The sequence below is a fragment of the Polaribacter sp. ALD11 genome, from assembly GCF_002831685.1.
Classification (GTDB): domain Bacteria; phylum Bacteroidota; class Bacteroidia; order Flavobacteriales; family Flavobacteriaceae; genus Polaribacter.
The window spans coordinates 417296-440935 of sequence record NZ_CP025119.1 but is presented as its reverse complement, the minus strand read 5'-3'; the positions used below and the strand labels follow the sequence as shown (position 1 = coordinate 440935).

Annotated in this window: 24 protein-coding genes, 1 pseudogene and 1 riboswitch; of the genes and pseudogenes, 8 read left to right on the top strand and 17 right to left on the bottom strand. The window is 30.4% G+C overall.

Annotated elements, in window-relative coordinates:
- Window positions 1-93: 93 nt before the first annotated feature.
- The 9 genes and pseudogenes from thiE to CW731_RS01775 form a co-directional block, all read right to left on the bottom strand.
- A complete protein-coding gene (gene thiE, locus CW731_RS01815; RefSeq protein ID WP_100945115.1) occupies window positions 94-699 on the bottom strand; it encodes a thiamine phosphate synthase in 606 nt (201 codons plus the stop codon).
- 5 nt (window positions 700-704) lie between these two features.
- On the bottom strand, window positions 705-1460 hold the full coding sequence (locus tag CW731_RS01810) for a hydroxymethylpyrimidine/phosphomethylpyrimidine kinase (protein WP_100945114.1): 756 nt from the start codon (window positions 1458-1460) through the stop codon (window positions 705-707).
- A gap of 42 nt (window positions 1461-1502) precedes the next feature.
- Window positions 1503-2099, bottom strand: a complete 597-nt coding sequence (locus CW731_RS01805; RefSeq protein WP_100945113.1) for a thiamine phosphate synthase — start codon at window positions 2097-2099, stop codon at window positions 1503-1505.
- 168 nt (window positions 2100-2267) lie between these two features.
- Window positions 2268-4127, bottom strand: a complete 1860-nt coding sequence (gene thiC, locus CW731_RS01800; RefSeq protein ID WP_100945112.1) for a phosphomethylpyrimidine synthase ThiC — start codon at window positions 4125-4127, stop codon at window positions 2268-2270.
- Between the two features lie 49 nt (window positions 4128-4176).
- Window positions 4177-4383: pseudogene (gene thiS, locus CW731_RS01795) on the bottom strand (sulfur carrier protein ThiS); the annotation flags it as partial.
- Window positions 4384-4429: 46 nt separating this feature from the next.
- A riboswitch (TPP riboswitch) is annotated at window positions 4430-4524 on the bottom strand.
- Between the two features lie 153 nt (window positions 4525-4677).
- Entirely contained in the window at window positions 4678-5256 is a 579-nt protein-coding gene (locus tag CW731_RS01790) for an NAD(P)H-dependent oxidoreductase (RefSeq protein WP_100945110.1), read from the bottom strand.
- A 62-nt stretch (window positions 5257-5318) separates the two neighbouring features.
- Window positions 5319-5882 carry a Crp/Fnr family transcriptional regulator gene (locus CW731_RS01785; protein WP_100945109.1) on the bottom strand — a complete coding sequence of 188 codons (564 nt, stop codon included), beginning with the start codon at window positions 5880-5882 and terminating at the stop codon, window positions 5319-5321.
- A 42-nt stretch (window positions 5883-5924) separates the two neighbouring features.
- On the bottom strand, window positions 5925-6209 hold the full coding sequence (locus CW731_RS01780) for an LETM1 domain-containing protein (protein WP_100945108.1): 285 nt from the start codon (window positions 6207-6209) through the stop codon (window positions 5925-5927).
- Window positions 6209-7372, bottom strand: a complete 1164-nt coding sequence (locus CW731_RS01775; protein WP_100945107.1) for a proline dehydrogenase family protein — start codon at window positions 7370-7372, stop codon at window positions 6209-6211. Before CW731_RS01775 ends, CW731_RS01780 begins: the two co-directional genes overlap by 1 nt.
- Window positions 7373-7460: 88 nt before the next feature.
- Between CW731_RS01775 and aroB the strand changes: the two genes are divergently transcribed.
- Complete coding sequence (gene aroB, locus CW731_RS01770; RefSeq protein ID WP_100945106.1) at window positions 7461-8519, top strand: 3-dehydroquinate synthase; 1059 nt, start codon at window positions 7461-7463, stop codon at window positions 8517-8519.
- 143 nt (window positions 8520-8662) lie between these two features.
- Here aroB and CW731_RS01765 read toward each other — a convergent pair whose 3' ends face one another.
- A complete protein-coding gene (locus CW731_RS01765; RefSeq protein WP_100945105.1) occupies window positions 8663-9115 on the bottom strand; it encodes a cold-shock protein in 453 nt (150 codons plus the stop codon).
- Between the two features lie 250 nt (window positions 9116-9365).
- Between CW731_RS01765 and CW731_RS01760 the strand changes: the two genes are divergently transcribed.
- Genes CW731_RS01760 through CW731_RS01740 form a run of 5 tightly spaced genes read left to right on the top strand, consistent with a single transcriptional unit; the run spans window position 9366 to window position 14952 of the window.
- A complete protein-coding gene (locus CW731_RS01760) occupies window positions 9366-10037 on the top strand; it encodes a TetR/AcrR family transcriptional regulator (RefSeq protein ID WP_100945104.1) in 672 nt (223 codons plus the stop codon).
- Between the two features lie 2 nt (window positions 10038-10039).
- Window positions 10040-11704 carry a peptidase domain-containing ABC transporter gene (locus CW731_RS01755; RefSeq protein WP_100945103.1) on the top strand — a complete coding sequence of 555 codons (1665 nt, stop codon included), beginning with the start codon at window positions 10040-10042 and terminating at the stop codon, window positions 11702-11704.
- 5 nt (window positions 11705-11709) lie between these two features.
- On the top strand, window positions 11710-13068 hold the full coding sequence (locus tag CW731_RS01750) for an HlyD family secretion protein (RefSeq protein WP_100945102.1): 1359 nt from the start codon (window positions 11710-11712) through the stop codon (window positions 13066-13068).
- 4 nt (window positions 13069-13072) lie between these two features.
- Window positions 13073-14473 carry a TolC family protein gene (locus CW731_RS01745; RefSeq protein ID WP_100945101.1) on the top strand — a complete coding sequence of 467 codons (1401 nt, stop codon included), beginning with the start codon at window positions 13073-13075 and terminating at the stop codon, window positions 14471-14473.
- Window positions 14474-14517: 44 nt separating this feature from the next.
- Complete coding sequence (locus CW731_RS01740; protein WP_100945100.1) at window positions 14518-14952, top strand: hypothetical protein; 435 nt, start codon at window positions 14518-14520, stop codon at window positions 14950-14952.
- Window positions 14953-14984: 32 nt separating this feature from the next.
- On the opposite strand, the gene CW731_RS01735 is transcribed toward CW731_RS01740, so the two are convergent.
- The 4 genes from CW731_RS01735 to CW731_RS01720 form a co-directional block, all read right to left on the bottom strand.
- A complete protein-coding gene (locus CW731_RS01735; RefSeq protein WP_100945099.1) occupies window positions 14985-15443 on the bottom strand; it encodes a MaoC family dehydratase in 459 nt (152 codons plus the stop codon).
- 2 nt (window positions 15444-15445) lie between these two features.
- The gene (locus tag CW731_RS01730) at window positions 15446-16075 is read right to left on the bottom strand and encodes a trimeric intracellular cation channel family protein (RefSeq protein WP_100945098.1); all 630 of its coding nucleotides are present in this window, start codon (window positions 16073-16075) and stop codon (window positions 15446-15448) included.
- Window positions 16075-17196 (bottom strand): DEAD/DEAH box helicase, encoded by a 1122-nt coding sequence (locus CW731_RS01725; protein ID WP_100945097.1) that lies wholly within the window; start codon window positions 17194-17196, stop codon window positions 16075-16077. The genes CW731_RS01730 and CW731_RS01725 overlap by 1 nt, the downstream gene beginning before the upstream one ends.
- Before the next feature lie 181 nt (window positions 17197-17377).
- A complete protein-coding gene (locus tag CW731_RS01720) occupies window positions 17378-17767 on the bottom strand; it encodes a thioesterase family protein (protein WP_100945096.1) in 390 nt (129 codons plus the stop codon).
- Between the two features lie 104 nt (window positions 17768-17871).
- Here CW731_RS01720 and CW731_RS01715 point away from each other — a divergent pair, with 104 nt between their 5' ends.
- Window positions 17872-19209, top strand: coding sequence for an MATE family efflux transporter (locus tag CW731_RS01715; RefSeq protein WP_100945095.1), 1338 nt, complete (start codon window positions 17872-17874; stop codon window positions 19207-19209).
- A 353-nt stretch (window positions 19210-19562) separates the two neighbouring features.
- Here the strand turns inward: CW731_RS01715 and CW731_RS01710 are convergent, their stop codons facing one another.
- The gene (locus CW731_RS01710; protein ID WP_100945094.1) at window positions 19563-20237 is read right to left on the bottom strand and encodes a DUF2461 domain-containing protein; all 675 of its coding nucleotides are present in this window, start codon (window positions 20235-20237) and stop codon (window positions 19563-19565) included.
- A gap of 57 nt (window positions 20238-20294) precedes the next feature.
- Here CW731_RS01710 and CW731_RS01705 point away from each other — a divergent pair, with 57 nt between their 5' ends.
- Complete coding sequence (locus tag CW731_RS01705; RefSeq protein WP_100945093.1) at window positions 20295-21107, top strand: DUF1853 family protein; 813 nt, start codon at window positions 20295-20297, stop codon at window positions 21105-21107.
- A 159-nt stretch (window positions 21108-21266) separates the two neighbouring features.
- Here the strand turns inward: CW731_RS01705 and CW731_RS01700 are convergent, their stop codons facing one another.
- Complete coding sequence (locus CW731_RS01700; protein ID WP_100945092.1) at window positions 21267-22376, bottom strand: efflux RND transporter periplasmic adaptor subunit; 1110 nt, start codon at window positions 22374-22376, stop codon at window positions 21267-21269.
- A 19-nt stretch (window positions 22377-22395) separates the two neighbouring features.
- The gene (locus CW731_RS01695) at window positions 22396-23640 is read right to left on the bottom strand and encodes an ABC transporter permease (protein WP_100945091.1); all 1245 of its coding nucleotides are present in this window, start codon (window positions 23638-23640) and stop codon (window positions 22396-22398) included.

Below are 23640 nucleotides of genomic sequence, written 5' to 3'. Positions count from 1 at the left end.
CGAGCGCCGTCGAGAACTCTTAACAACTACGTTTTCTACTTTCAATTAAAATATATTTTAATTTTAGTAATGCTCGAGAAGACATATCAATCTTTAATTTAAAATTTCTTGAAATTTAGCAATACTAGTTACATCTTTTGTGATTGCCCCAGAAACTGCAATTCCGTAAATACCTGTATTTGTAATTTTTGCAACGTCTTCTAAAGCAATTCCGCCAATAGCAATAATTGGAGTTTCAGTTTGTAACTCTTCTAATAGGTTTCTATATCCTTCGACTCCTAAAACCGGACTTAAATTCTTCTTTGTTTCAGTAAACTGATAAGGACCTAAACCAATATAGTCTACTTTTTTATCTAGTAGGTTTCTGCAATCTTCTAATGTATTTGCTGTTCCTCCAATGATGTAAGACGTTCCTAAAAAAGCACGAACTTTTGAAGGACACGCATCAGTTTTTCCTAAATGAACTCCGTCGGCTTTTATTTCTTTGGCAACCTTGTAATGATCGTTTATAATTAATTGGGCTTTAAAGCGTGTTGTAATTTCTCTTGCTTCTTTTGCTGTTTCTAAAATGGTTTTAGCATCACTATTTTTTAAACGTAATTGCACCCAATCTGCACCAGCAACACACGCTTTTTGTATATTTACTAAATGTTCTTTGGGCGTTTCGCCTTGTGATATATAGTGTAATTTACTAATCATTCGTTTTAATAATTATGCGTTCCTAATAAAGATTCGTTAGAACTTAAAAACTGTTCTGTGTACAATTTTGTGTTTCTACAAGCGTCTTCTAAAGGAATATCTTTGGATAAATTTGCCGCTAAGGCTGCGGATAAAACACAACCACTTCCATGTTTTTCAAAAATGGGTTTTGTTGTTATTGGCGGAATATTGAGTTTTACTATTTTACTGTAATACACCTCATCCCATCCTTTTTTATCGACTCTGTGTCCTCCTTTTAGGTAGATATTTGTTTTTTCGGATATAAATTTAATTGTTTCTTCAATACTTTTATCTGGAAACAATGCTTTTATTTCATCGTAATTTGGCGTTATAAAAGAACAGTTTTGTAATACTTTTTCGAAAGTGTCTAAATCTTGAATAGTATGAAATGTAAAACCTGCACTTGCTTTTAAAATAGGGTCTAAAACTATTTTTATATCCGGATTTAACTTTTTTAGAGTCAGAATGACTGCTAACAAAACTTTCCAAGATTGAATGATCCCTATTTTTACGACAGGAATTGAAAAGCGCTTAAAAAGTTGTTCTACCTGACCTAATATGACTTTTCTTTTTATCCAAACACAATCTGTAAATTCCACATCATTCTGAACCGTAACTGCTGTACAAACCGATAACCCGTATAGATGATGCGCCTCAAATGTTTTAATATCTGATGTGATTCCTGCTCCGCTTGATGGATCTAAACCTGCAATGGTTAGTATGTAATTTTTTTGATTCAAATTTTTATGTGTTTACTTATCTACTGCTCTCGAACTTATAGATTAAACTAATGAGTAAAACTTCTCTTTTATACTTTTAAAACTTTCTACGGGGTTTTCTGCATTCCAAACGCCACCTAAAACGCCAACTCCTTTAAAACCTAGTTGTAATGTTTCTTGTATGGTTTCAGAATTAATTCCGCCCATGCCAACGATGGTTTTATTGATATCGTTTACATCAAAACCTTTGCCTTCGTATCCTTCTTTAGAAATCGATGAAAAAACCGGACTTAATAAATGGTAATCGAACTCGAAATAACAATCCTTTAAAACTTTTGGTTCATGAAAAGAAGAACTAATTGTTTTACCATACATGTTTAGCGTTTTAAAATACTCACTCGGATTATCGATATAATCTATGCGTTTTTGCTCTTGAAAATGAATACCTTTTAAATTAAAATCATTTATTAATTCATGATGATAATGCACTACAATTCTGTTGTGATATTCTTTATCTATTTGATTTAAATACGCAGCGTGTTCTTCATAGTTTTTTTCTGGTTTTCTAAAATGATAAAACATCAAACCATGTTCGAACAACTGATTTAGTATGTTAATTTCATTAGGAATATCTTTTTCTGGAGCAATAAGAACTATCATATTTTTTATAATTGAATTAACAGATTACTTCGTCGTACCTCCTCGTAATGACGGTTGCTTGGTTTTTGAGTTAGGGATTGCAGTGGCATCCTTTTGCTTTTTCAGCAAAAGATATAACGGAAAGCCCGCCCACGCTTTTTTTCTAAGCGTGGGAACTTCCTAATTATATTATAAATACACTTCTGATCCTTTCTCTTTAAACTCCTTAGATTTTTCTTGCATTCCTTTTGCAATCACTTCATTATCTACAATGTCGTTTTCGGCTGCAAAGTCTCTCACTTCTTGAGAAATTTTCATAGAACAGAATTTCGGTCCGCACATAGAACAGAAATGCGCCACTTTTGCGCCATCTGCAGGCAAGGTTTCATCGTGGTATTCTAAAGCACGTTCTGGATCTAAGCCTAAATTGAATTGATCGTACCAACGGAACTCAAAACGTGCCATACTTAAGGCGTTGTCTCGGTGCTGAGAACCTGGATGCCCTTTTGCTAAATCGGCAGCATGAGCAGCTAATTTATAAGTAACTACACCCACACGAACGTCTTCTTTATTAGGCAAACCTAAATGTTCTTTTGGGGTTACGTAACACAACATGGCACAACCAAACCAACCAATCATAGCGGCTCCAATTCCCGATGTAATATGATCGTAACCTGGTGCAATATCTGTTGTTAATGGTCCTAAAGTGTAAAAAGGCGCTTCGTCGCAAACCTCAATTTGCTTCTCCATATTTTCTTTAATCATGTGCATTGGCACGTGACCTGGACCTTCTATAAAGCACTGTACTTCGTGCTTACGAGCAATCTGAGTTAACTCGCCTAAAGTCTCTAATTCGGCAAACTGCGCTTCGTCATTTGCATCTGCAACAGAACCCGGACGTAAACCATCGCCTAAAGAAAAGGCAACATCGTATTGTTTTAAAATCTCACAAATATCTTCGAAATGTGTGTATAAAAAGCTTTCTTTATGATGCGCCAAACACCATTTTGCCATGATAGAACCGCCACGAGAAACAATACCTGTAACACGTTTTGCGGTCATTGGTACGTAACGCAACAAAACACCTGCGTGAATGGTAAAATAATCTACTCCTTGTTCTGCTTGCTCAATTAACGTATCACGGAAAATTTCCCACGTTAAATCTTCTGCAACTCCGTTTACCTTTTCTAAAGCTTGGTAAATTGGTACGGTACCAATTGGCACGGGGGAATTACGAACAATCCACTCGCGTGTTTCATGAATATTTTCTCCTGTAGATAAATCCATAATATTATCTGCTCCCCAACGACATGCCCAAACTGCTTTTTCTACTTCTTCTTCGATAGATGAAGTTACAGCAGAGTTACCAATATTTGCATTGATTTTTACCAAGAAGTTTCTACCTAAAATCATAGGTTCTGCTTCTGGATGATTGATATTTGAAGGAATTACCGCACGACCTCTCGCTACTTCTGAACGTACAAATTCGGCTGTAATTTTATCTGGAATAGAAGCGCCAAAGTGCTCGCCTTTGTGCTGCTTTCTAATCTCTGTCATTTCATCAATTCGTTGGTTCTCTCGAATAGCGATGTATTCCATTTCTGGAGTAATCATACCTTGTTTTGCGTAATGTAATTGCGTAACGTTTTGTCCTTTTTTTGCTCTTAAAGGCTTCTTTAATAAGGCAAAACGCATGTGGTCTAAACTCTTATCGTTTAAACGCTCGTTGCAATATTCCGAAGAAAAAGAATCTAATTGTTCTACGTTTCTTCTGTCTAAAATCCATTGTTCACGAATTCTTTCGATTCCTGCATGAACGTTAATTTCTTTGTTAGGATCTGTGTAAGGCCCAGAAGTATCATATACAGTTACAGGTTCATTTGGCGTTTTCTTTTTCGTCATAGAATCTGTAGTATCGCTTAATGCAATTTCTCGCATTGCGACTTTAATCTGTGGATGAATTTTACCTGATACATACACTTTTGTAGAATTAGGAAACGGATGTCTTGTAATGCCGTCTTGCTTTGGTGCGGTGTCTTTGCTCTTCATAATTATAGTTAGATCAATTAAATAGTTTGTTTTTTAAAATGTTTAACTATTAACCACCTTGTGTGGATTTAATAATTAAAACTTCATCACTATTTTGAAGTAACCGTAAAGACCAATCGCTTTTTTTAACTACACTGCCATTTATAGCAACAGCAATTCCGTTCGTCTTTATTTCTAAAAAACGAATTAATTCTGCTAACGCTAAAGTTTCTGAAAATTGATGATTTTCTTGGTTTACTTTTATAGTAATCATATTTTTAAAATATTTACTGTAAACCGTAGAGAGGTAGTTTTTGTATAACTAAATCTAAGCAACTTTTTCCTACGTTGGTATTAACCAAATCAGGTTCTAAGGATTTTTCTCAAACTAATTTAATAGCTACTCCTAAAGTTTACTTTACAAATGTATTGTATTATTTAAAGATAAAAGAAGTTTTAAGTTATTTAATTATAAAAACATTGTAATTAATAATTGGTAATTTTAAAAACGAACACAGCTCTTTCAATTCAGCACAAAAGCATTTGTTTTCTTATACACTTGTTGTGCTAATTACTTAAGTGTTTCTCCTAATAATGATATTTTTTCTAACCATTTCTCTCTATAGTTAATATTTGAATCTTTAACGGGTGAAATATATGTAACCTTAACAGGATTAATTCCACAAAAATTTAAGGTTCCTTTTTTAAATTGATTTATTACAGGGCTTTTCATAAACAAATAATCATACCATTTAGGAGTATCTGCTGTAATAATAATTCTTCCTGTTTTTCCTTTCAATAATTTTTTTGGTAATGCTTTTCCTTTAATAAATTCAAAGGTGATACCTGGTAAAAATGTACGATCAATAAAGCCTTTCATTAGTGCAGGGTAACCATACCACCACATTGGAAATACCCATACGATATGATCTGCTTTTTTTATTTTTTCTATAGCATCAAGTAAATCAGGCTCTAATTCTGTTCTTTTTTGATATCCAAACATTAGGTTAGGATTAAAGTCTAAATCTATTATATTAATTTGGGTTAAGATTGAATTAGTCTTACTTGCACCTTTTAAATAAGCTTCTGATAATGCATAATTATAACTCTGCTTATTAGGATGCCCATTAATTATTAAAACTTGCTTCATAATTTGTTCTTTATTTTTTTACAAAGAACGGCAGGGTTAAATTACTTAGAAAGGACATTTGTCTAATTAGAGATAGACTTTCTTATGCGACTTAAATGTCGCTGTGTAATTCCTAAATAAGAAGATAAATAATTCAGTGGTATTAATTGCAAATATTGAGGTTGGTTTGTAAGCAAATCTTCATACCGTTTCTCTGCACTTTCTTTTTGTAATATGAAAATTCTCTTTTCCATTTTTATATATTCCTGCTCTGCAATGAGCTTAAAAAACTTAAGCCAGTTAGTGCTTGATTTCTCTAAATTTAAAATTTCATCTCGTGAAATAGTAAACAACTCAACATCTGTAATAGCTTGAATATTCTCTGCGGTTTTTGCTTGAGATAAAAATGAAGAATAAGCACTCGCAAAAGAATTTGAAAAAGTAAAACAATAAGTTACTTCTTCATCTAAAGATGAATAATAAAAAGACCTAAATATTCCAGAAACTACAAATGCGACCTCTTTACAAATTGCATCTTTTTTAATTAAATAATCACCTTTGTCTAATTTCTTAAAAGTTACTTTACTTACAAATAAATCAATTTCACTATTCGATAGTGTCTTAAATGATTTTAAGTAATTTCTCATTTCTTTTATTACTATTAACTAAGAAGGTTAAGGATTATCTACTTATTTTATATCCTCTTTAGATGCAGATGGTAAAATATCTGGAATTAATTTGATTAATAAAGGCAATAACAACGCACCTCCTGGAAGCATAAAAACAGTAAATGCAGGTATTGCTTTACAAATATCTAGCAGTTGAATTTTAATTTTCAACTTTTCTTCTTCGGATAATTTAGAGCGTGTAGATTTTCTTATTAAATGCATTGCTTCTTTACTTTGCAACAGTTCTTGATGTAATCTCAACTTGTTTCTGTACAACAACATTTTTATTTCATCTATTGTTTGCACTACCCTTTTCTACGTTTACGCTCTGTTTTAATCAAATTCAACTCTCTACTTGTTTGTCCCGCTACAGATGTATTCTCTTCTGCTCTTCTTATTAAGTAAGGCATAACATCTCTTACTGGCCCAAAAGGAAGGTATTTTGCAACGTTATAATTTTTATTTGCTAAATTGTAACTAATATGATCGCTCATACCAAATAACTGACCAAACCAAAGTCTTTCGTCATTCTCTTTAATACCTTGTTTTTTAGCTAAATCCATTACTAAGTATGAGCTTTCCTCGTTATGAGTTCCAACAAATAATGCCATTTTAGAATGGTCCATCATGTACATAATCGCTTCATCATAATTAATGTCTGTTGCTTCTTTATGCTCACAAATTGGTGATGGATATCCTTTTTCGTCTGCTCTTTCTCTTTCTTTCTCCATATAAGCACCACGCACAACTTTTAAGCCAATGTAAAAGTCTTTTTCTTTTGCTTTTGAATGCAATTCTTTTAAATAATCGAGTCTATCATGTCTGTACATTTGCAACGTATTAAAAACAATTGCTTTTTCTTTATTATACGTTTCCATTAATTCTTCAATTAACTCATCCGCAGCTTTCTGCATCCAACTTTCTTCTGCATCTATTAATAAAGGAACGTCTTTTGCTGCCGCTACTTTACATACTTTATGGTAACGAGCTACTACTCTAGCCCACTCTTCTGTTTCCTCTTTAGAAAGTTCTTTGCCCTCAGATATTTTCTGATACAGAGCAAAACGCCCAAATCCTGTTGGCTTAAAAACCGCAAAAGGAATCGACTTCTTTTCTTCACAAAAATCAACAATTTTTAGAATTTTTTCCAAAGCACCATCAAAACTTACTTCTTTATCTTGCCCCTCAACAGAATAATCTAAAACACTATGTACGTTACCATTATCATACATATTATCTATAACAGACATACAGTCGTCTTCTGTTACACCTCCACAAAAATGATCAAAAACAGTAACTCTAATTAAACCTTCTATAGGTAAATGTACCTTTAAAGCAAAATTTGTTACAGCACTTCCAATTTTTACCATTGGTTGGCTTTGTATCATTCTAAATAAAAAATATGCTCTCTCTAACTGCGAATCAGTTTTTAATGAAAAGGCAACTTCTGTGTTATTAAAAAGCTTCATTCAATCGATTTTTATTATAACAAATATAAGTTAAGATTATAAATAATTCAATAATTTCTATTTAATTTGCACGTTCAATATTTTAATGATGAAATCTATAAAAGCAGTGAGCTATCCTGTTCATTTTCAAGAAAAAGGATACCAAGAATTATCTAATTTAATTTCAAAAAACAACTATTCTACCCTCTTCATTTTAGTAGATGAGAATACTTTTGAACTTTGCTATCCTAAATTCATTCCAAATTTAGTAACGGACAAAAGAATTGAGGTTATAGAAATTGAATCTGGTGAAATAAACAAAAACTTAGAAACTTGTATTGGGGTTTGGAATGCAATTACAGAGTTAGGTGGCGATCGTAAAAGTTTAGTAATTACTTTAGGTGGTGGTGTTATTACAGATTTAGGTGGTTTTGTAGCTTCTTGTTTTAAACGTGGAATCGATTTTGTTAATATACCTACCACTTTACTTTCTATGGTAGACGCTTCTGTTGGTGGTAAAACAGGTGTTGATTTAGGAGTTCTGAAGAATCAGATTGGGCTGTTTGCGAATCCTGAAATGGTACTTGTAGACACCAATTATTTAGCAACAGTTTCAGATAGAGAGATTAAATCTGGAACAGCAGAAATTATTAAGTACGGAATTACCTATGATGTGAAACTTTTTAATGAAATAAAGGATAACAAAGGCTTAAATATAAACGATTTAATATTTCGTTCTATAGAAATAAAAAATGAAGTTGTTTTACAAGATCCTAGAGAACAAAACTTACGTAAAGTTTTAAATTTTGGTCATACATTAGGGCATGCAATTGAGTCTTTTTATCTAGAATCTAATGATAAAGAAAACCTAACACATGGCGAAGCAATTGCAATAGGAATGGTTTGTGAAAGTTTTATGTCTTCTAAATTATTAGGCTTCCCAACGGAGAAAGTAAACGAAGTAAAAAATGTAGTCTTATCAATCTACAACAAAACAAATCTTCTAAAAGAAGACTTTTCTAGTATTATGGATTTATTAAAGCATGACAAGAAAAACGTAAACGGACAAGTGAATTTTGTGCTTTTAAATGATTACGAAGATCACAAAATTGACTGTAAAGTTCCTGATGAGTTAATTATTGAAAGTATGGAGTTTTATAATTCTTAATCTTTCTTATAAACAAAATGTAATTTAAAAAAAAGAAGCCTTTCATTTTAAAAAAATTGAAAGGTTTTTTTATGCCTGAAAATTAAGCATAAAAAAAGCCTTTTCAATAAAATGAGAAGGCTTTTTTTATGTTTTAAAAAGAATTAAATCTTAGTAACTTTTACCGCATTCATACCACGCATTCCTCTTTCTAATTCAAAAGAGACTTTATCGTTTTCTGCAATATCATCTATTAAACCACTAACGTGCGTAAAATATTTTTCGTTATTCTCCATATCTATAATAAAACCAAAACCTTTAGAAGAGTCAAAAAAGGAAACTTTACCTTTTCTAACAGGATCTTCTTCTGGTAGATCTTCTTTTTTAGTTACAGAAATCTGAATATCTTCTAATTCGTATTCTACTTTTAATTCTGGATCTGGTGGAGTATCTGTTAAATTCCCATTATGATCTACATAAGCAAATTGGATTCCTGTTGACCCATTTTCATCTTTGTCCGCTTTTCTTGCGTCCATTTTCTTTTGCTTGTCTTGACGTTTCTTTAAACGTTTCTTTTCTTTTTCACTCTTACTAAATGTTTGCTGCGATTTTGCCATTAAAATACTACTAGTTTTAAATTATTATTTCTGAAAAGATAAAATACTAAACAAATAAATTCAAAATCAAATTAAAGCTAACTTGTGGAATAATCGAAGTGTATTCTGTCTTAGTATGCAAAGATACTATTTTATAAACAATTATTTGTACTGATAATGATCTATATATCGAAAAATAAATATTTTATTAGCAAAACATTCTTTTGTAATAGCATTACTATTATATTTGCAATCCTATAAAAAGTGAGTTATGAAGAGTTTATTATCTGTATTAAAGATTGCTGTACCACAAAAGATTTTTATAAAAGATCCAGAAACATCCGATTTAGGGAAGCGAATTATAGAAAATAGTATTTTATTAATAGATGAAATAGGCTTTGATAATTTCACTTTCAAGAAATTAGGAATTAAAATTGCCTCTAATGAAAGTTCTATTTATAGATATTTTGAAAGCAAACACAAACTCCTTTTATACTTATCTTCATGGTATTGGGCTTGGCTAGAATATCAATTAGTTATTGAAACTTTCAGCATTTCAGATCCAAAATCTAAATTAGAAAAAGCAATTTCTATTCTTACAAAAACGGTAGTAATAGACAGTAATTTTTCACATGTTAATGAAGCTATTCTCTACAAAATAATTGTAAATGAAAGCTCTAAATCTTTCTTAACGAAAGAGGTTGACAATGAAAATAAAGATGGTTATTTTGAAATTTATAAACGATTAATAACAAGGTTAGAGGAAATGATTTTAGCAATTAAACCAAAATACGAGTTTGCTTTAAGTTTGGCTAGTACTATTTTAGAAGGTGGTTTACATCAACATTTTTTAAACGAACACTTCCCTTCTATTACTAATTGCAAAAATGGAAAAACACCAACAAACTTCTTTATACAAATTGTTGAAAATACTTTAAAATAATTATGGAAAACAAACAATTAACACCATGGCAACGTTTTGTAGGTCTTTTAGAATTAGAAAGAAAAGACATCTTTCAGATATTCTACTATGCAATTTTTGGAGGTATTGTAGCCTTGACCTTGCCTCTAGGAATACAAGCAATTATAAATTTAATTCAAGGAGCACAAATTTCTACTTCTTGGGTTGTCTTAGTTATTGTTGTAACTATTGGGGTTATTTTTACTGGAGCTTTACAATTAATGCAATTGCGAATTATAGAAACTATACAGCAAAGAATTTTTGTGAGAGCTTCTTTTGAATTGAGTTACAGATTTCCAAAGATTAAAATGAATGAATTACGCAATTACTATCCGCCAGAATTAGCAAACCGTTTTTTTGATACATTAAATATTCAAAAAGGATTGTCTAAAATTTTAATTGATGTACCAACGGCGTTATTACAAATTGTATTTGCTTTAATTTTATTATCCTTTTATCACTCATTTTTTATCATTTTCGGAATTCTTTTACTTTTATTAATATACATCGTTTTTAAATTTACCGCCCAAAAAGGATTAGAAACTAGCCTCGTGGAATCTAAAATGAAATACAAAGTTGCACATTGGATTCAGGAAGTTGCAAGAACTGTTGTCAGCTTTAAACTGTCAGGAAACACCAATTTGGCACTTCAAAAAAATGACATTCTAGTTAGTAAGTATTTAGAAGCAAGAGAAAATCACTTTAAAATATTGATTTTACAATTTAGCCAAATGATTGGTTTTAAAGTAATAGCAACCGCGAGTTTGTTGTTAATTGGTGGTGCTTTGGTTTTAAATCAAGAAATGAATATTGGACAATTTGTTGCTGCAGAGATTATAATTTTATTAATTATTCAGTCTGTAGAAAAACTAATTATTGGTTTAGAGTCTTTTTATGACGTGCTAACGTCTATAGAAAAACTAGGGCAAGTTGTTGATAAGGAACTGGAAGCACAAGAAGGTGAAAAACCATTATTTAAAGAGGGCTTAACCGTAGAATTAGAAGATGTTTCTTATGGTGTTGAAAATAGAGAAAAACACATACTAAAAAAAATATCTGTAACTCTAAAATCTAAAAGTAGAATTTTAATATTGGGAGAAAGTGGTGCCGGAAAATCTACATTATTGCGGTTAATATCTGGAATTATAGAACCAATCTCTGGAAACATTTACATCAATAATCTATCTTTAGAAAGTCTACATTTAAATCATTATCGTTCTCAATTAGGTTTATCCCTTTCAGACGAAACCCCTTTTGAAGGAAGTATTAGAGAAAACTTAGTTTTTGGTAACAAAACGATAGAAGATGCTATTATATATGAAGCATTAGATATTGTTGGCTTAACTCAGTTTCTAAAAGAACAACCAAATGGCTTAGAAACAGTTCTATATCCTGAAGGAAAACAAATGTCTTACAGTATTGGAAAGAAAATAATTTTAGCTAGAGCAATTATAAAACAGCCAAAAATAATGATTTTAGAAGATCCTTTAGATCAATTTAATTTAGAGGAAACTTTAAAAGTTATTAACTATTTAACAGATCCTAAAAGACCTTGGGCATTAATTGTTGCAAGTAGTAAAAAAAGTTGGAGAACACAATGTAACCAAATAATCACCTTAGAAAAAGGGGAAATTAAATCTATAAATTAATAATTATGTTAAATATTTCTAACAATCAATTAAATAAAAAAGTAGATTTAACAACGTTTGAATCTGGTAAAGAGATTTTTAATAAAAATTATTATAAAGCGTTGAATAAATTCTTATTCGTTTTTGCCTTTTTAGGTTTTATTCTTCTCTTTTTACCTTGGACACAAAACATAACAGGCAAAGGTTTAGTAACTACTTTAACGCCAGATCAACGACCACAAACAATACAGTCTCAAATACCTGGTAGAATTGAACAATGGTTTGTAAAAGAAGGGGATTATGTAAAAAAAGGCGATACTATACTTAGAATTTCTGAAGTAAAAAGTGATTATTTTGACAATCGTTTAATTGAAAGAACAAACGATCAAATTAGTGCAAAGTTATCTTCCGTAAGCGCATATCAAGGAAAAGTGCAAGCTTTAGAAAGGCAAGTACAAGCTCTTAAACAAGAGCGTGGTTTAAAAATAGTACAATCTAAAAATAAATTGCTGCAATCTAAATTAAAGGTAAAAAGTGATAGCATTAATTTTGAAGCTGCTAAAACAAACTTAAAAATCGCAGAAAAACAATTTGATAGAACAGAAATACTTCAAAAGGAAGGTTTAAAAGCAGTTGTAGATGTTGAACAAAAACGTTTAAAACTGCAAGAAACCCAGTCTAAACTAATTGCACAAGAAAACAAACTCTTAGCTAGTAAAAATGAAATTTTAAATTCGGAATTAGAATTAACTAGAATTGGTGCAACGTTTACTGATAAAATTTCAAAAGCACAAAGCGACATGTATACTGCAAAATCTAACGGTTATGATGCGAAAGCACAAGTGTCTAAATTAGAAAATAGTAATAGTAATTATAAAATTAGAAACGGACTTTTATATGTTACTTCGCCTCAAAATGGTTATATAAATAAAGCTATAAAAGATGGAATTGGAGGAACTTTTAAAGAAGGAGAGTCTTTAGTTGGTATTATGCCAGAGAAATATGATTTAGCGGTAGAAACCTATGTAAGACCTATAGACTTGCCTTTATTGCATATTGGCGAAAAAGTACGTGTTCAGTTTGATGGTTGGCCAGCAATTGTCTTCTCTGGTTGGCCTAATGCATCTTACGGAACGTATGGCGCTAAAGTTGTCGCTATCGAAAATTTTATAAGCAATAATGGAAAATACAGGGTTTTATTAGCGCCAGATGAGACAGATAATACGTGGCCAACAGCAATTAGAGTGGGTTCTGGTGCAAAAACAATTGCCCTTTTAGAAGATGTTCCTATTTGGTTTGAATTATGGAGGCAATTAAACAGCTTCCCTCCGAATTATTACCAACCAGAAGGAAGTAAAAAAGAAAAATCTGACATTAAAAAATAGTCACATGAAAAAACAGCTATTTATATTCTTTGTATTGATTTTTTGGCAGCAAAATGCACAAGATAAAGTTGGCGATATTTTAACTTTATCTGAATTTTTAGGATACGTAAAAAATTACCATCCTATTGTAAAACAGGCAAATCTTGTAATTAATAATAGTGAAGCAAAACTATTAAAAGCAAGAGGTGCTTTTGATCCTAAAATTGAAATAGATTTTGAAAAAAAACTATTTAAAGAAAAAGAATATTACAATAAATTAAACGGTGCTTTTAAAATACCTACCTGGTATGGTGTCCAGTTCAAAGCAAATTTTGAACAAAATGATGGTATTTACTTAAACCCTGAAAATAAAGTTCCTTTAGACGGTTTATATAGTGCTGGTGTTTCTGTTTCTTTAGCAAAAGGATTCTTAAATAACCAAAGAATGGCATCTTTAAAACAAGCAAAGTTCTTTTTTAATCAGGCAAAAGAAGATCAACAAATATTAGTGAATACAATTTTATACGATGCTTCTTTCACTTACTTTAACTGGTTGAAAACATATAAAGAAAAACTAGTTTATGAGTCCTTTTTAAACAATGCTAAAGTCCGTTTTAATGGAACGAAAAGAGCTTTTCAAGAAGGTGAAAAACCTGCAATAGATACACTTGAAGCAGGAATTACTTTAAACACCCGAAAGTTAAATTTAGAAAAAGCTAGAATTAAATTGGTGAAATCATCCTTAGAGTTGTCCAATTTTTTATGGTTGAATGAAAATACTCCTATCGAATTAAAAGAAAACATCATTCCAGATATAGAAACGGTTAATAATATTGACAGAACATTTAATATTGCACTTTTCAATACTGAAAATTTTGACATTGAAAATCACCCAAAAATAAAATCTTTAAGTTTTAAAATTAAAAGTTTAGATGAAGAAAAACGTCTAAAAGTGAATAACTTATTACCAAAAATTGATGTTCAGTATAATTTTATTTCTTCAAAAGGAGATCAAATAAATTCTTTTAACAACAACAATTATAAGGCAGGAATTAACTTTAGCATGCCTTTATTTATAAGAAAAGAGAGAGGAGATTTAAAGTTGGCAAAAATAAAGTTACAAGATAAAAAGTTAGAAAATAACGCAACAAAAGTGGTCATCAGAAATAAAATAGACGCCATACAGCAAGAACTAGCTTCTTATATTTTACAAAATGATTTCACTTTTAAAATAGTAAGAGATTATGATGTCTTATTAAAAGCTGAAGAACGTAAATTTTTCCTAGGGGAAAGTTCTTTATTTTTAGTGAATTATAGAGAAGAGAAATACATCGATTCTAAATTGAAAGCAATTAATTTAGAAAACGCTTTCTTTAGAGCAAAAGCAAGTTTGTTTAAAGAGGCTGTTATTCCTTTTTCTGAATAAATTATTTGTTTCGTATATTTATACAAAACAATCCTACTATTATCATGACGACAGATACAAACAAACCTAGTATTGCTTTTTGGATTATTGGAATTATTGGAGTAATTTGGAATGCAATAGGTGTAGATGGTTATTTAAACCAGACGTATAAAACAGCGCGTTTTAAAGCCATGTACTCTCAAGAACAATTAGAAATTATATTTAACTTACCTTCTTGGGTTACAGCAGCTTTTGCTATTGCCGTATTTTCTTCTCTCCTAGGATGTATTTTATTGTTGCTAAGAAAAAAAGTAGCGAAAACACTTCTACTTATAGGTTTAATTGCAGTAGCTATCCAAACAATTTACAACCTGTTAATAAATCCTGCAAAAGAATTGTATGGCTATTTTGAATATGCAATGTTGGTTATAATTCCGTTATTTTCTCTTTTTCTGTATTGGTATGCAAAGAAATGTATTCCAGACGGAATTTTAAAATAGTACTAAATTAACAGCATCTATTAATTAGCTTTTTACTCGTAGAAAGCTGCTAAAAATTCAGCAACACAAGCAGGTTTATCTTGCCCTTTAATTTCTATGGTACAAAAAAAGGTTGCTTTCACTCCGTTATTTGATAACGACTCAATTGCAATAACTTTAGTTAATATTCTTAACTGACTATTTACAGGAACTGGATTTGGAAAACGGACTTTGTTCAAACCATAATTTAGCCCCATTTTTAAGCTTTTAATGGTAAAGACGTCTTCTAATAATTTAGAAATCATAGAAACTGACATAAAGCCGTGTGCAATAGTAGATTTGAAAGGAGATTCCTTTTCCGCTCTTGCTTCATCAACATGAATCCATTGTTTATCTAAAGTAGCGTTGGCAAAATCGGTAATCATTTCTTGTGTAACGGTGTACCAATTTCCTGTTGGTAAATCTTTACCAACCATCTTTTTAAAATCTGAAATTGTATTAAAAACCAACATCTTTATTTTTTGAATATTGTAAATAAATCGCTTTTCACTTTCGGAAGTTCTAAGTGAAATCTCACAGCAACTGCTCTAATAGTTACCACTACAGCTGCAGAAATTATAAAGTTTATATTTTCATCTACCCTAAAATGATTTAAAATTAAATATACAATTCCACCAGATAAACAAGCGGAAGCATATATTTCTTTTTCAAAAATTAAAGGAATTTTATTGGTTAAAACATCGCGTAAAACACCTCCAAAAACTGCAGAAATCATTCCCATAATTAACGCAACAATTGGGTGCAATTCAAAAGATATTGCTTTCTCTAGACCAAGTAAAGTAAATACGCTAATACCAATAGTATCAAATAAAAACATTGTTTTACTTAAATAGGCAATTTTACTTTTAAAAAGAAAAGTAAACATTACGGCAGTAAATATTACATATAAGTAGTTTAAATCAGCAATCCAATTTATGGGGTGTGCGTTTATTAAAACATCACGTAACATTCCGCCACCAACAGCGGTAACAAATGCAATTATTATAACTCCAAAAATGTCGAATTTTTTATCTAAAGCAACTAGTGCACCACTGATAGCAAAGGCAAAAGTTCCTAAAATATCTAATACATAAATAACACTCATTACACTTCTACCTCTGTAAATTTGATGTTTAAATCTCTCTGAATTTCGTGAATTCTCTCAATTTCATAAGGTAAAACAAACGCTATAGAAATTCCTGTTTTTCCAGCTCTAGCAGTTCTACCACTTCTATGTGTGTAATAATCTAATTGTTCTGGCAATTGATGGTGAATTACAAATTCTAAATCTCTTACATCAATTCCACGAGCAGAAACATCTGTAGAAACTAAATATTGTAAACTTTCATTTTTAAAAGCACGCATTACTTTATCACGTTCTTTCTGTTGCATATCTCCTTCTAAAGCAGCCGTAGAAAAACCTTCTTCAATTAATAATTCTGCTAAATTTTGTGCACCTGCTTTTGTTCTACAAAATATAATACCACGTTGTGCTCCTCTTTTTTCTAGAAAAGAAATAATTTTACCTGCTTTTTCTTTAATTGTAGTTTTTACAAATTGGTGTCTAATATTTTCATTTACCAAAGAATCTGGATTAATTTCAATCCTTGGCGCATTAGAGTCCATATAAGTTTTTACAATTTTCTTAATTTCTTCTGGCATCGTTGCAGAAAATAACCACGTGTTTCTGTCGTTTTTAACCGTAAACTTCAAGATTCTATTTAAATCTTGTTTAAAGCCCATACTTAACATTTCATCAGCTTCATCTAAAACAACAGTGTTTACATGACTAATATCAATATCTCCACGTTCAATTAAATCGATTAATCTACCCGGAGTTGCAACCACAACATGTGTAGTTCTTTTTAGGTTTCCTATTTGTCTATCTATTTTTTCTCCACCAAAAACAGCTTCAATAAAAATCTTTTCTTCATCATATTTGGTGAATTTGAACAACTGCTTTTTAATCTGTTGTACCAATTCTCTAGTTGGCGATAAAATTAGCGCTTGTATATTATTAGATGTTGTATCTATATGGTGTAAAATTGGCAAACCAAAAGCAGCCGTTTTACCTGTACCTGTTTGTGCCAAACCAATAAAATCTGTTTTAGATTTTAATAAAATAGGAATTCCTTTTTCTTGAATTTCTGAAGGTTCAGAAATACCTAATTCTTTAATCGATTTTATATATGAGGATTTTATTCCTAACTCTGAAAATGAAGCCATTTTGTCTCTAAATTTTGTGCAAAGATACTTTTATTGATTTTAATAATTGTAAAAGGATTTAGATTTTATTCAACTATAAACGAACAAATTATGATGCCGTTTTATTTAAAGAAACAGATACCGTTAATTCTAAAATTTCGACTTCATAAATTGTGAATTTACAATACTACTAATCTCTTTTTTAAGGATATAAAACCTTCATAACATCTTCTCTAATTCTAACAGGTTTGTATTTTATTACATCTAACATTCCCCAAACTGTTTTAGCTTTAACTAATAATTGATTCTCTCTATAAAATTCCATCAAACGTTCAGATTTAAAGCCTTTTGTTTCTCCAACCCACGTTTTTATAGTAATTTCATCTCCTAAAACGGCTTGTTTTAAGTATTCTATTTCGTGTTTTAAAACCACCCAAATATATTGTGGTAAAGGTGTATCTCTAGTCAAAAAAGCCCAATGCTCAAAAGCAACTGTATCCATCCATTGTACATAAACTACATTATTTACATGATTTAAATCGTCTATATTTTCAGAGGTAACTGTTACTTTTAATTCAAAAATATCCTTCATTCTTTTAATTTGTACAAATTTATAAATTTTAATAGTTCTATAACAATTATTGATGTTTCAATTTCGCTAGAATACTTAAAATTCACGTTCTTTGTAGAACTTCTATGAACAAGCTAGCAAACAAATTAGGTACAGAAAAAATAAGTAAATTATTGATAAAACAAGCAGTTCCTGCAACGATAGGAATTCTTGTAATGTCTTTAAACATGATAGTAGACACCATTTTTGTAGGACAATGGATTGGTGTTTTGGCAATTGCAGCAATTACAGTAGTCTTGCCAATTGCTTTTTTAATTTCTTCTATAGGAATGGGAATTGGAATTGGGGGAAGCTCTATCATTTCTAGAGCTTTAGGTGCAAATAATTCTGAAAAAGCTTTTTTAACCTTCGGAAATCAGATTAGTTTAACAGTTATTTTAGCCATACTTTTTGTAATTCTTGGAAACATTTTTAGTGTTTCTATTTTAAATTTATTTGGTGCAAAAGGAGACATTCTACCAATTGCATCAGAATATTTTAACGTAATTATTTACGGAGTTCCTTTTTTAGCTTTTGCGATGATGGGAAACCCAACAATTAGAGCAGAAGGAAAACCAAAGTACGCTATGTATGCAATGATGGTTCCTGCTGTATTAAATGTTTTATTAGATATTTTATTTATAAAATATTTTAATTGGGGAATGTACGGAGCAGGTTTAGCAACCTCAATTTCTTATGTAAGTTGCGGGTTGTATATTTTGTATTTCTTTTTATCTTCTAAAAGTGAATTAAAAATTATACCAAAGAACTTTAAATTAGATTTTAAAATAGTGAAAGAAATTACACAGATAGGTGGCGTTTCTGTGGTTAGACAAGGTGCAATTAGCATATTAATGATTGTTTTAAATTACTCACTTTTTACCTATGGTGGCGAAATATCTATTGCAGTCTATGGAATTATAAATAGAGTAATGATGTTTGCTTTTTCTCCAATTTTAGGAATTTCACAAGGTTTTTTACCTGTTGCTGGTTTTAATATTGGTGCAGAAAAAAACGACCGAGTAAAAGAAACCATTAAAAAATCTATCTTTTTTGGTTCTGTAATTGGAACATTAATTTTTATTGCAGTTGCTATTTTTAAAGAAGAAATTATTTGGATTTTTACAAACGACGCTACACTTTTAGAAAAAACACCCGATGCCTTGTTAATTGTCTTTTTAGTTACACCAGTTGTAACCATGCAATTAGTGGGTTCCGCCTACTTTCAGGCAGCAGGAAAGGTAATGCCTGCTTTATTTTTAACCCTTTTAAAACAAGGAATATTCTTAATTCCATTAGCCTATTTTTTACCAATTTATTTTGGTATAAATGGTGTTTGGTGGTCCTTCCCTATTGCAGATGTGCTGTCTACAATTATAACAATTTTGGTTTTAAAACGAGAAGTTAATCGAAATTTGAAGTAGTTATCAGTATTACTAAGAAAATTTCTCTTTTCTTAAATATTAGTACAGAACTTTACAATATTATTTTTGGCGTTCCCTAAAAAGGTAGGGCTTTACACTATATCTTTTAAACTGTTTTATCCCGAAGTCTCGGGAAACAGTTTAAAAGGATGCCGTTTCAATCCCTAACGCAAATTTTGCCAACTAAATAGAATTCCTAAAAACTCCATAACATTCAAAAAAAAAAAAGAGTTAGAAGATTCTAAAAAATAGATCTTTTAAATTTATCAATCTCATTTCCAAATAATATTCCTTTTGTAAACGATAACATACAAAAACTTAACAACACGCTTTATTTGTCTGTGACAATAATTTTAAACAATTGACTCTCCATTCAAATTCGTCGTTAAAATATCACTAAATAAATTAAAAAACGGACGTAGAGCTTTAAAACTTTTATCTACTTCTTCTACAAAATTAGGTGCTAATACTTCTGCATCTGTAAAATTTCTAGTTGCAATAAATCCTTTTTTGCGTAATAAATCTACATCTGGGTGTTCTTTATCGAAACCTCTAGGAGCTGTTTTTAATTCAGAAAAACTCTCAAATTTTCCGCCAAAATACTTTTGATAATTTTTATCTTTTAAAATATCTTTTATTTCTGAAGCGTCTAACTCAATTTCTTTTCGAATTCTTAATAAATCATCTTTACTAGGTTCCCAAAATCCACCAGCCAAAAAAGATTCTCCTGGTCTAATTCTTAGAAAATAACCACCTCTTAAATCTTTACCTAATCTAGAAAAAGAATTTGCAAAATGTGCTTTGTAAGGTGTTTTGTCTTTAGAAAAACGAACATCTCTATAAATACGCATCATTTTAGATTTCTCTATTTCATCATGCTTTTGCAAGTTTAAATTTATAGCTGCAAATACATCTTTTACATTTTGTTGTTCTTTTAAGTATGTTTCTTTATGATCTGCAAACCAATCTCTATTGTTATTTTTTTGTAGGTCTTCAAGGTATTTAAATGTAGATTTCTGGAATTGCATTTTATTGATGTTTTAAAAGTTAAATTTACAAAATAGATTTGTAACTTCGAATTTGAAATGCATCAAAAAACAAAAGATATACAGAAAAGATACGATGGCTTTTTACAAACAAATTGTTTGTGGAAAGGCAATGCAATTTTTGGCCTACAACATTTTAACCTTCCGTATAAATCATCTAAAATTAACAGTATCCTTGATGAGAAATTACGCTTAGGAAAATACATAGAACGTTTTGTTTCCTTTGAATTAGCACAAGACGCATCCATAGAGATTGTTTCTGAAAACATTCAAATTCAAAAAGAAAAAATTACACTTGGTGAGTTAGATTGTATTCTTTTAAAAGATAAAAAACCCGTTCATTTAGAAATTATCTATAAATTCTATTTGTTTGATGCATCCGTTGGAACTTCTGAAATAGACCATTTTATTGGTCCGAATAGAAAAGATTCTTTAGTTGAAAAACTAACAAAACTAAAAGGAAAACAGTTACCACTGCTCTACTCTAATGAATGTTTAAAATATTTAAAAACAATCAATTTATCATCAGAAAACATTGCACAACAAGTCTATTTTAAAGCACAATTATTTGTTCCTTTTTCTGATAAAAAAATTCAGTTATCAAAAATAAATAATGATTGTATTGTAGGTTTTTATAGCAAACTAGAAGAATTAGAACAGTTTTCTAACTGTAAATTTTTTATTCCTATTAAAAAAGATTGGTTAGTGGTTCCGCATGAAAATGTAAACTGGTGCTCTTTTATTCAATTTAAAGAAGAGACTAATTCAATTTTAGAACGACAATTTTCTCCACTTTGTTGGCTAAAAAAAGAAAACGGAGAAATTGAAAAGTTCTTTTTAGTTTGGTGGTAATATTTTTTATTCCAATACAATTCTCAACTATTCTCAAACAGACCTTTCTTAATCTTTAAACTATTATATCAATCAAAAATAAATTTTAAAAACATAAAAAAGAGGAACTTATCTAAATAAGTTCCTCTTTTTTTTATAAAATCAACTAATTATTTTTGATTAGTCTTTCTTTTTCTCGTCTTTAGAAGCTTTGTTCCAAACTTTTATTTCGTCATCTTTCGTAACACCTTCTAAAACTTCAACATTTACACCGTCAGAAGTTCCTAGTTTTACTGTTCTTTTTTCAAAAGTTCCTTCACCAGTTTTTACTTCAACATAAGGCTCTTCTGTTTTTTTGTCAAACTTTAACACCCCTTCTTTTATAGCCAGAACACTGTCTTTTTTTATTAAAACAATATCTGCATTTGCACTATAACCTGCTCTAATAAAAAATTTATCATCTAAAGAAACATCTGCTTTAATTTTAAATTGAACAGCACCACCTTCTTCAGTTCCTTTAGGTGCTATAAAGTTCAATTTTGCAGGAAATTTAGTTCCTTCAATTGCACCAATCGAAACTTCAATATCAGTTCCTTTAACTAGTTTACCAACTTCAGATTCGTCTACTTTTCCTTCAAAAATCATTTTACTCATATCTGCAATTGATGCAATAGTAGTACCTGCATTAAAATTGTTAGATTGAATTACCTGATCTCCTTCTTTTACAGGAATCTCTAAAATTGTACCAGACATTTGTGCAATAATATTGGTATTTGCCGCACCACCTGAACCTGCAGAACCTCTTTTAATAATTAAATAATCATTCTGAGCATTCTTTAAATCTTGTTGTGCTTGATTGTAAGATAATTCTACACCTTCATATTCTGCTCTTGCAATTACACCTTTGTCAAATAAATTTTTAGATCTTTTGTAAGAAACTTGTCCGTTATTTACTCTTAATTTAGCATTGTCTACTCGACCTTTTGCACTAATTAAAGATTGTTCATTAGGCACAACTCTAACAACTGCAATTAAATCTCCTTTTTTAACTTTCGAACCTTCTAACAACATTACTTTGTCTATAATTCCGGTAATTTGAGGCTTAATTTCAATTTCCTCTAAAGGGATTACTTTACCAGTAGCTACTGTTTTTTTAACAATTGTTGTTCTAAATGGTGTTTCTGTTTCATATTCTACAATACTCTTTTTGTTCTTTTTACCGAACCAAACAAGTGCTGCAATAAAACATACTGCTATAACTATTAAAATAATTTTAGATCTTTTACTCATGATTTGTTGTTAATTGATTTTATTCTTCTCTTAATGCTTCTATTGGTTTTACTACTGTTGCCATGTGTGCCGGAATCAATCCTATTAAGGTTCCTAGCACTATTAACGTGACAAATGCAATCAATATAATGGGGATGTTTACTGTTGGGTTTATTAATGCAGCATCTTCACCTTGGCCAAATGCCATGTCAATTAAAAATAAAACTACACTTCCAAAAATAATACCTAACATGCCTGCTACTGTTGTTAGAAAAACGGATTCTAATACAATTTGCTGTCTAATACTTTTTGGTGTTGCACCTAACGCTCTTCTAATTCCAATTTCTTTTGTACGTTCTTTTACGGTAATTAAAAGAATGTTACCAATTGCAAAAACTCCTGCTATTAGAGTAGCGATACCTACAAACCAGGTTAAGAACTGCATACCCGTTATAAAACCTGTAATCTTTCCTATTTCTTTTCCTAGGTTCACACTACCAAAAGCTCTTTCGTCATCTGGGTGTACTTTATGCAACCCTTTTAAAGTAAGTAACACGTCACTTTCCATTTGTTCGATATCTGTTCCTTCATGTGCCGTTATCATCATCCAATCTACCTTATTGGCAGTATTGTACACTTTTTTAAAAGTAGAAAACGGAATGTATGCACAATCTCCATCAAAATCTATAGTATTTGATGGCTTGTAAACTCCAATAACTTTATAACTGATACTATTTATTTTAACGTATTGCCCGATTGGAAATTCGTCTTTATCAAATAATTGCTTGTACATATCTTCTGATATGACAGTAACTTTTCCTATTGATGAAATATCATTCTGATTTAAAAAACGACCATATAATAATTGTTTTTTCTGAATTTGATCTAAGATGGGATAATCTCCACTCACTTTAAAATTACCAGATTTAAAGTCTTTTATAATTAAATTGTTTGTCTGATTTCTTGGTGCTAACAATTTAATCTCGTCTGAATATTCAGATTTTAACACCTCAATATCATTCATTGTTAATGTAAATCTTCTTCCTTCTTGAAAACCTTTAAAAGGAGTATCTGTAGACTGCGTCCAAACAAAAACACTGTTGGTTGCAAAATTACCAAACAATTTGTTAAAACCATTTTCCATTCCTCTTGCGGCACCTAATAAAACGACTAACAAGAAAATTCCCCAAAGCACACCAATTATAGTAATTGCAGTTCTTACTTTGTTTTTACGAATGCTTCCGTAAATCTCTTGCCAAGTATCTGAATCGAATAAAAATTTCAT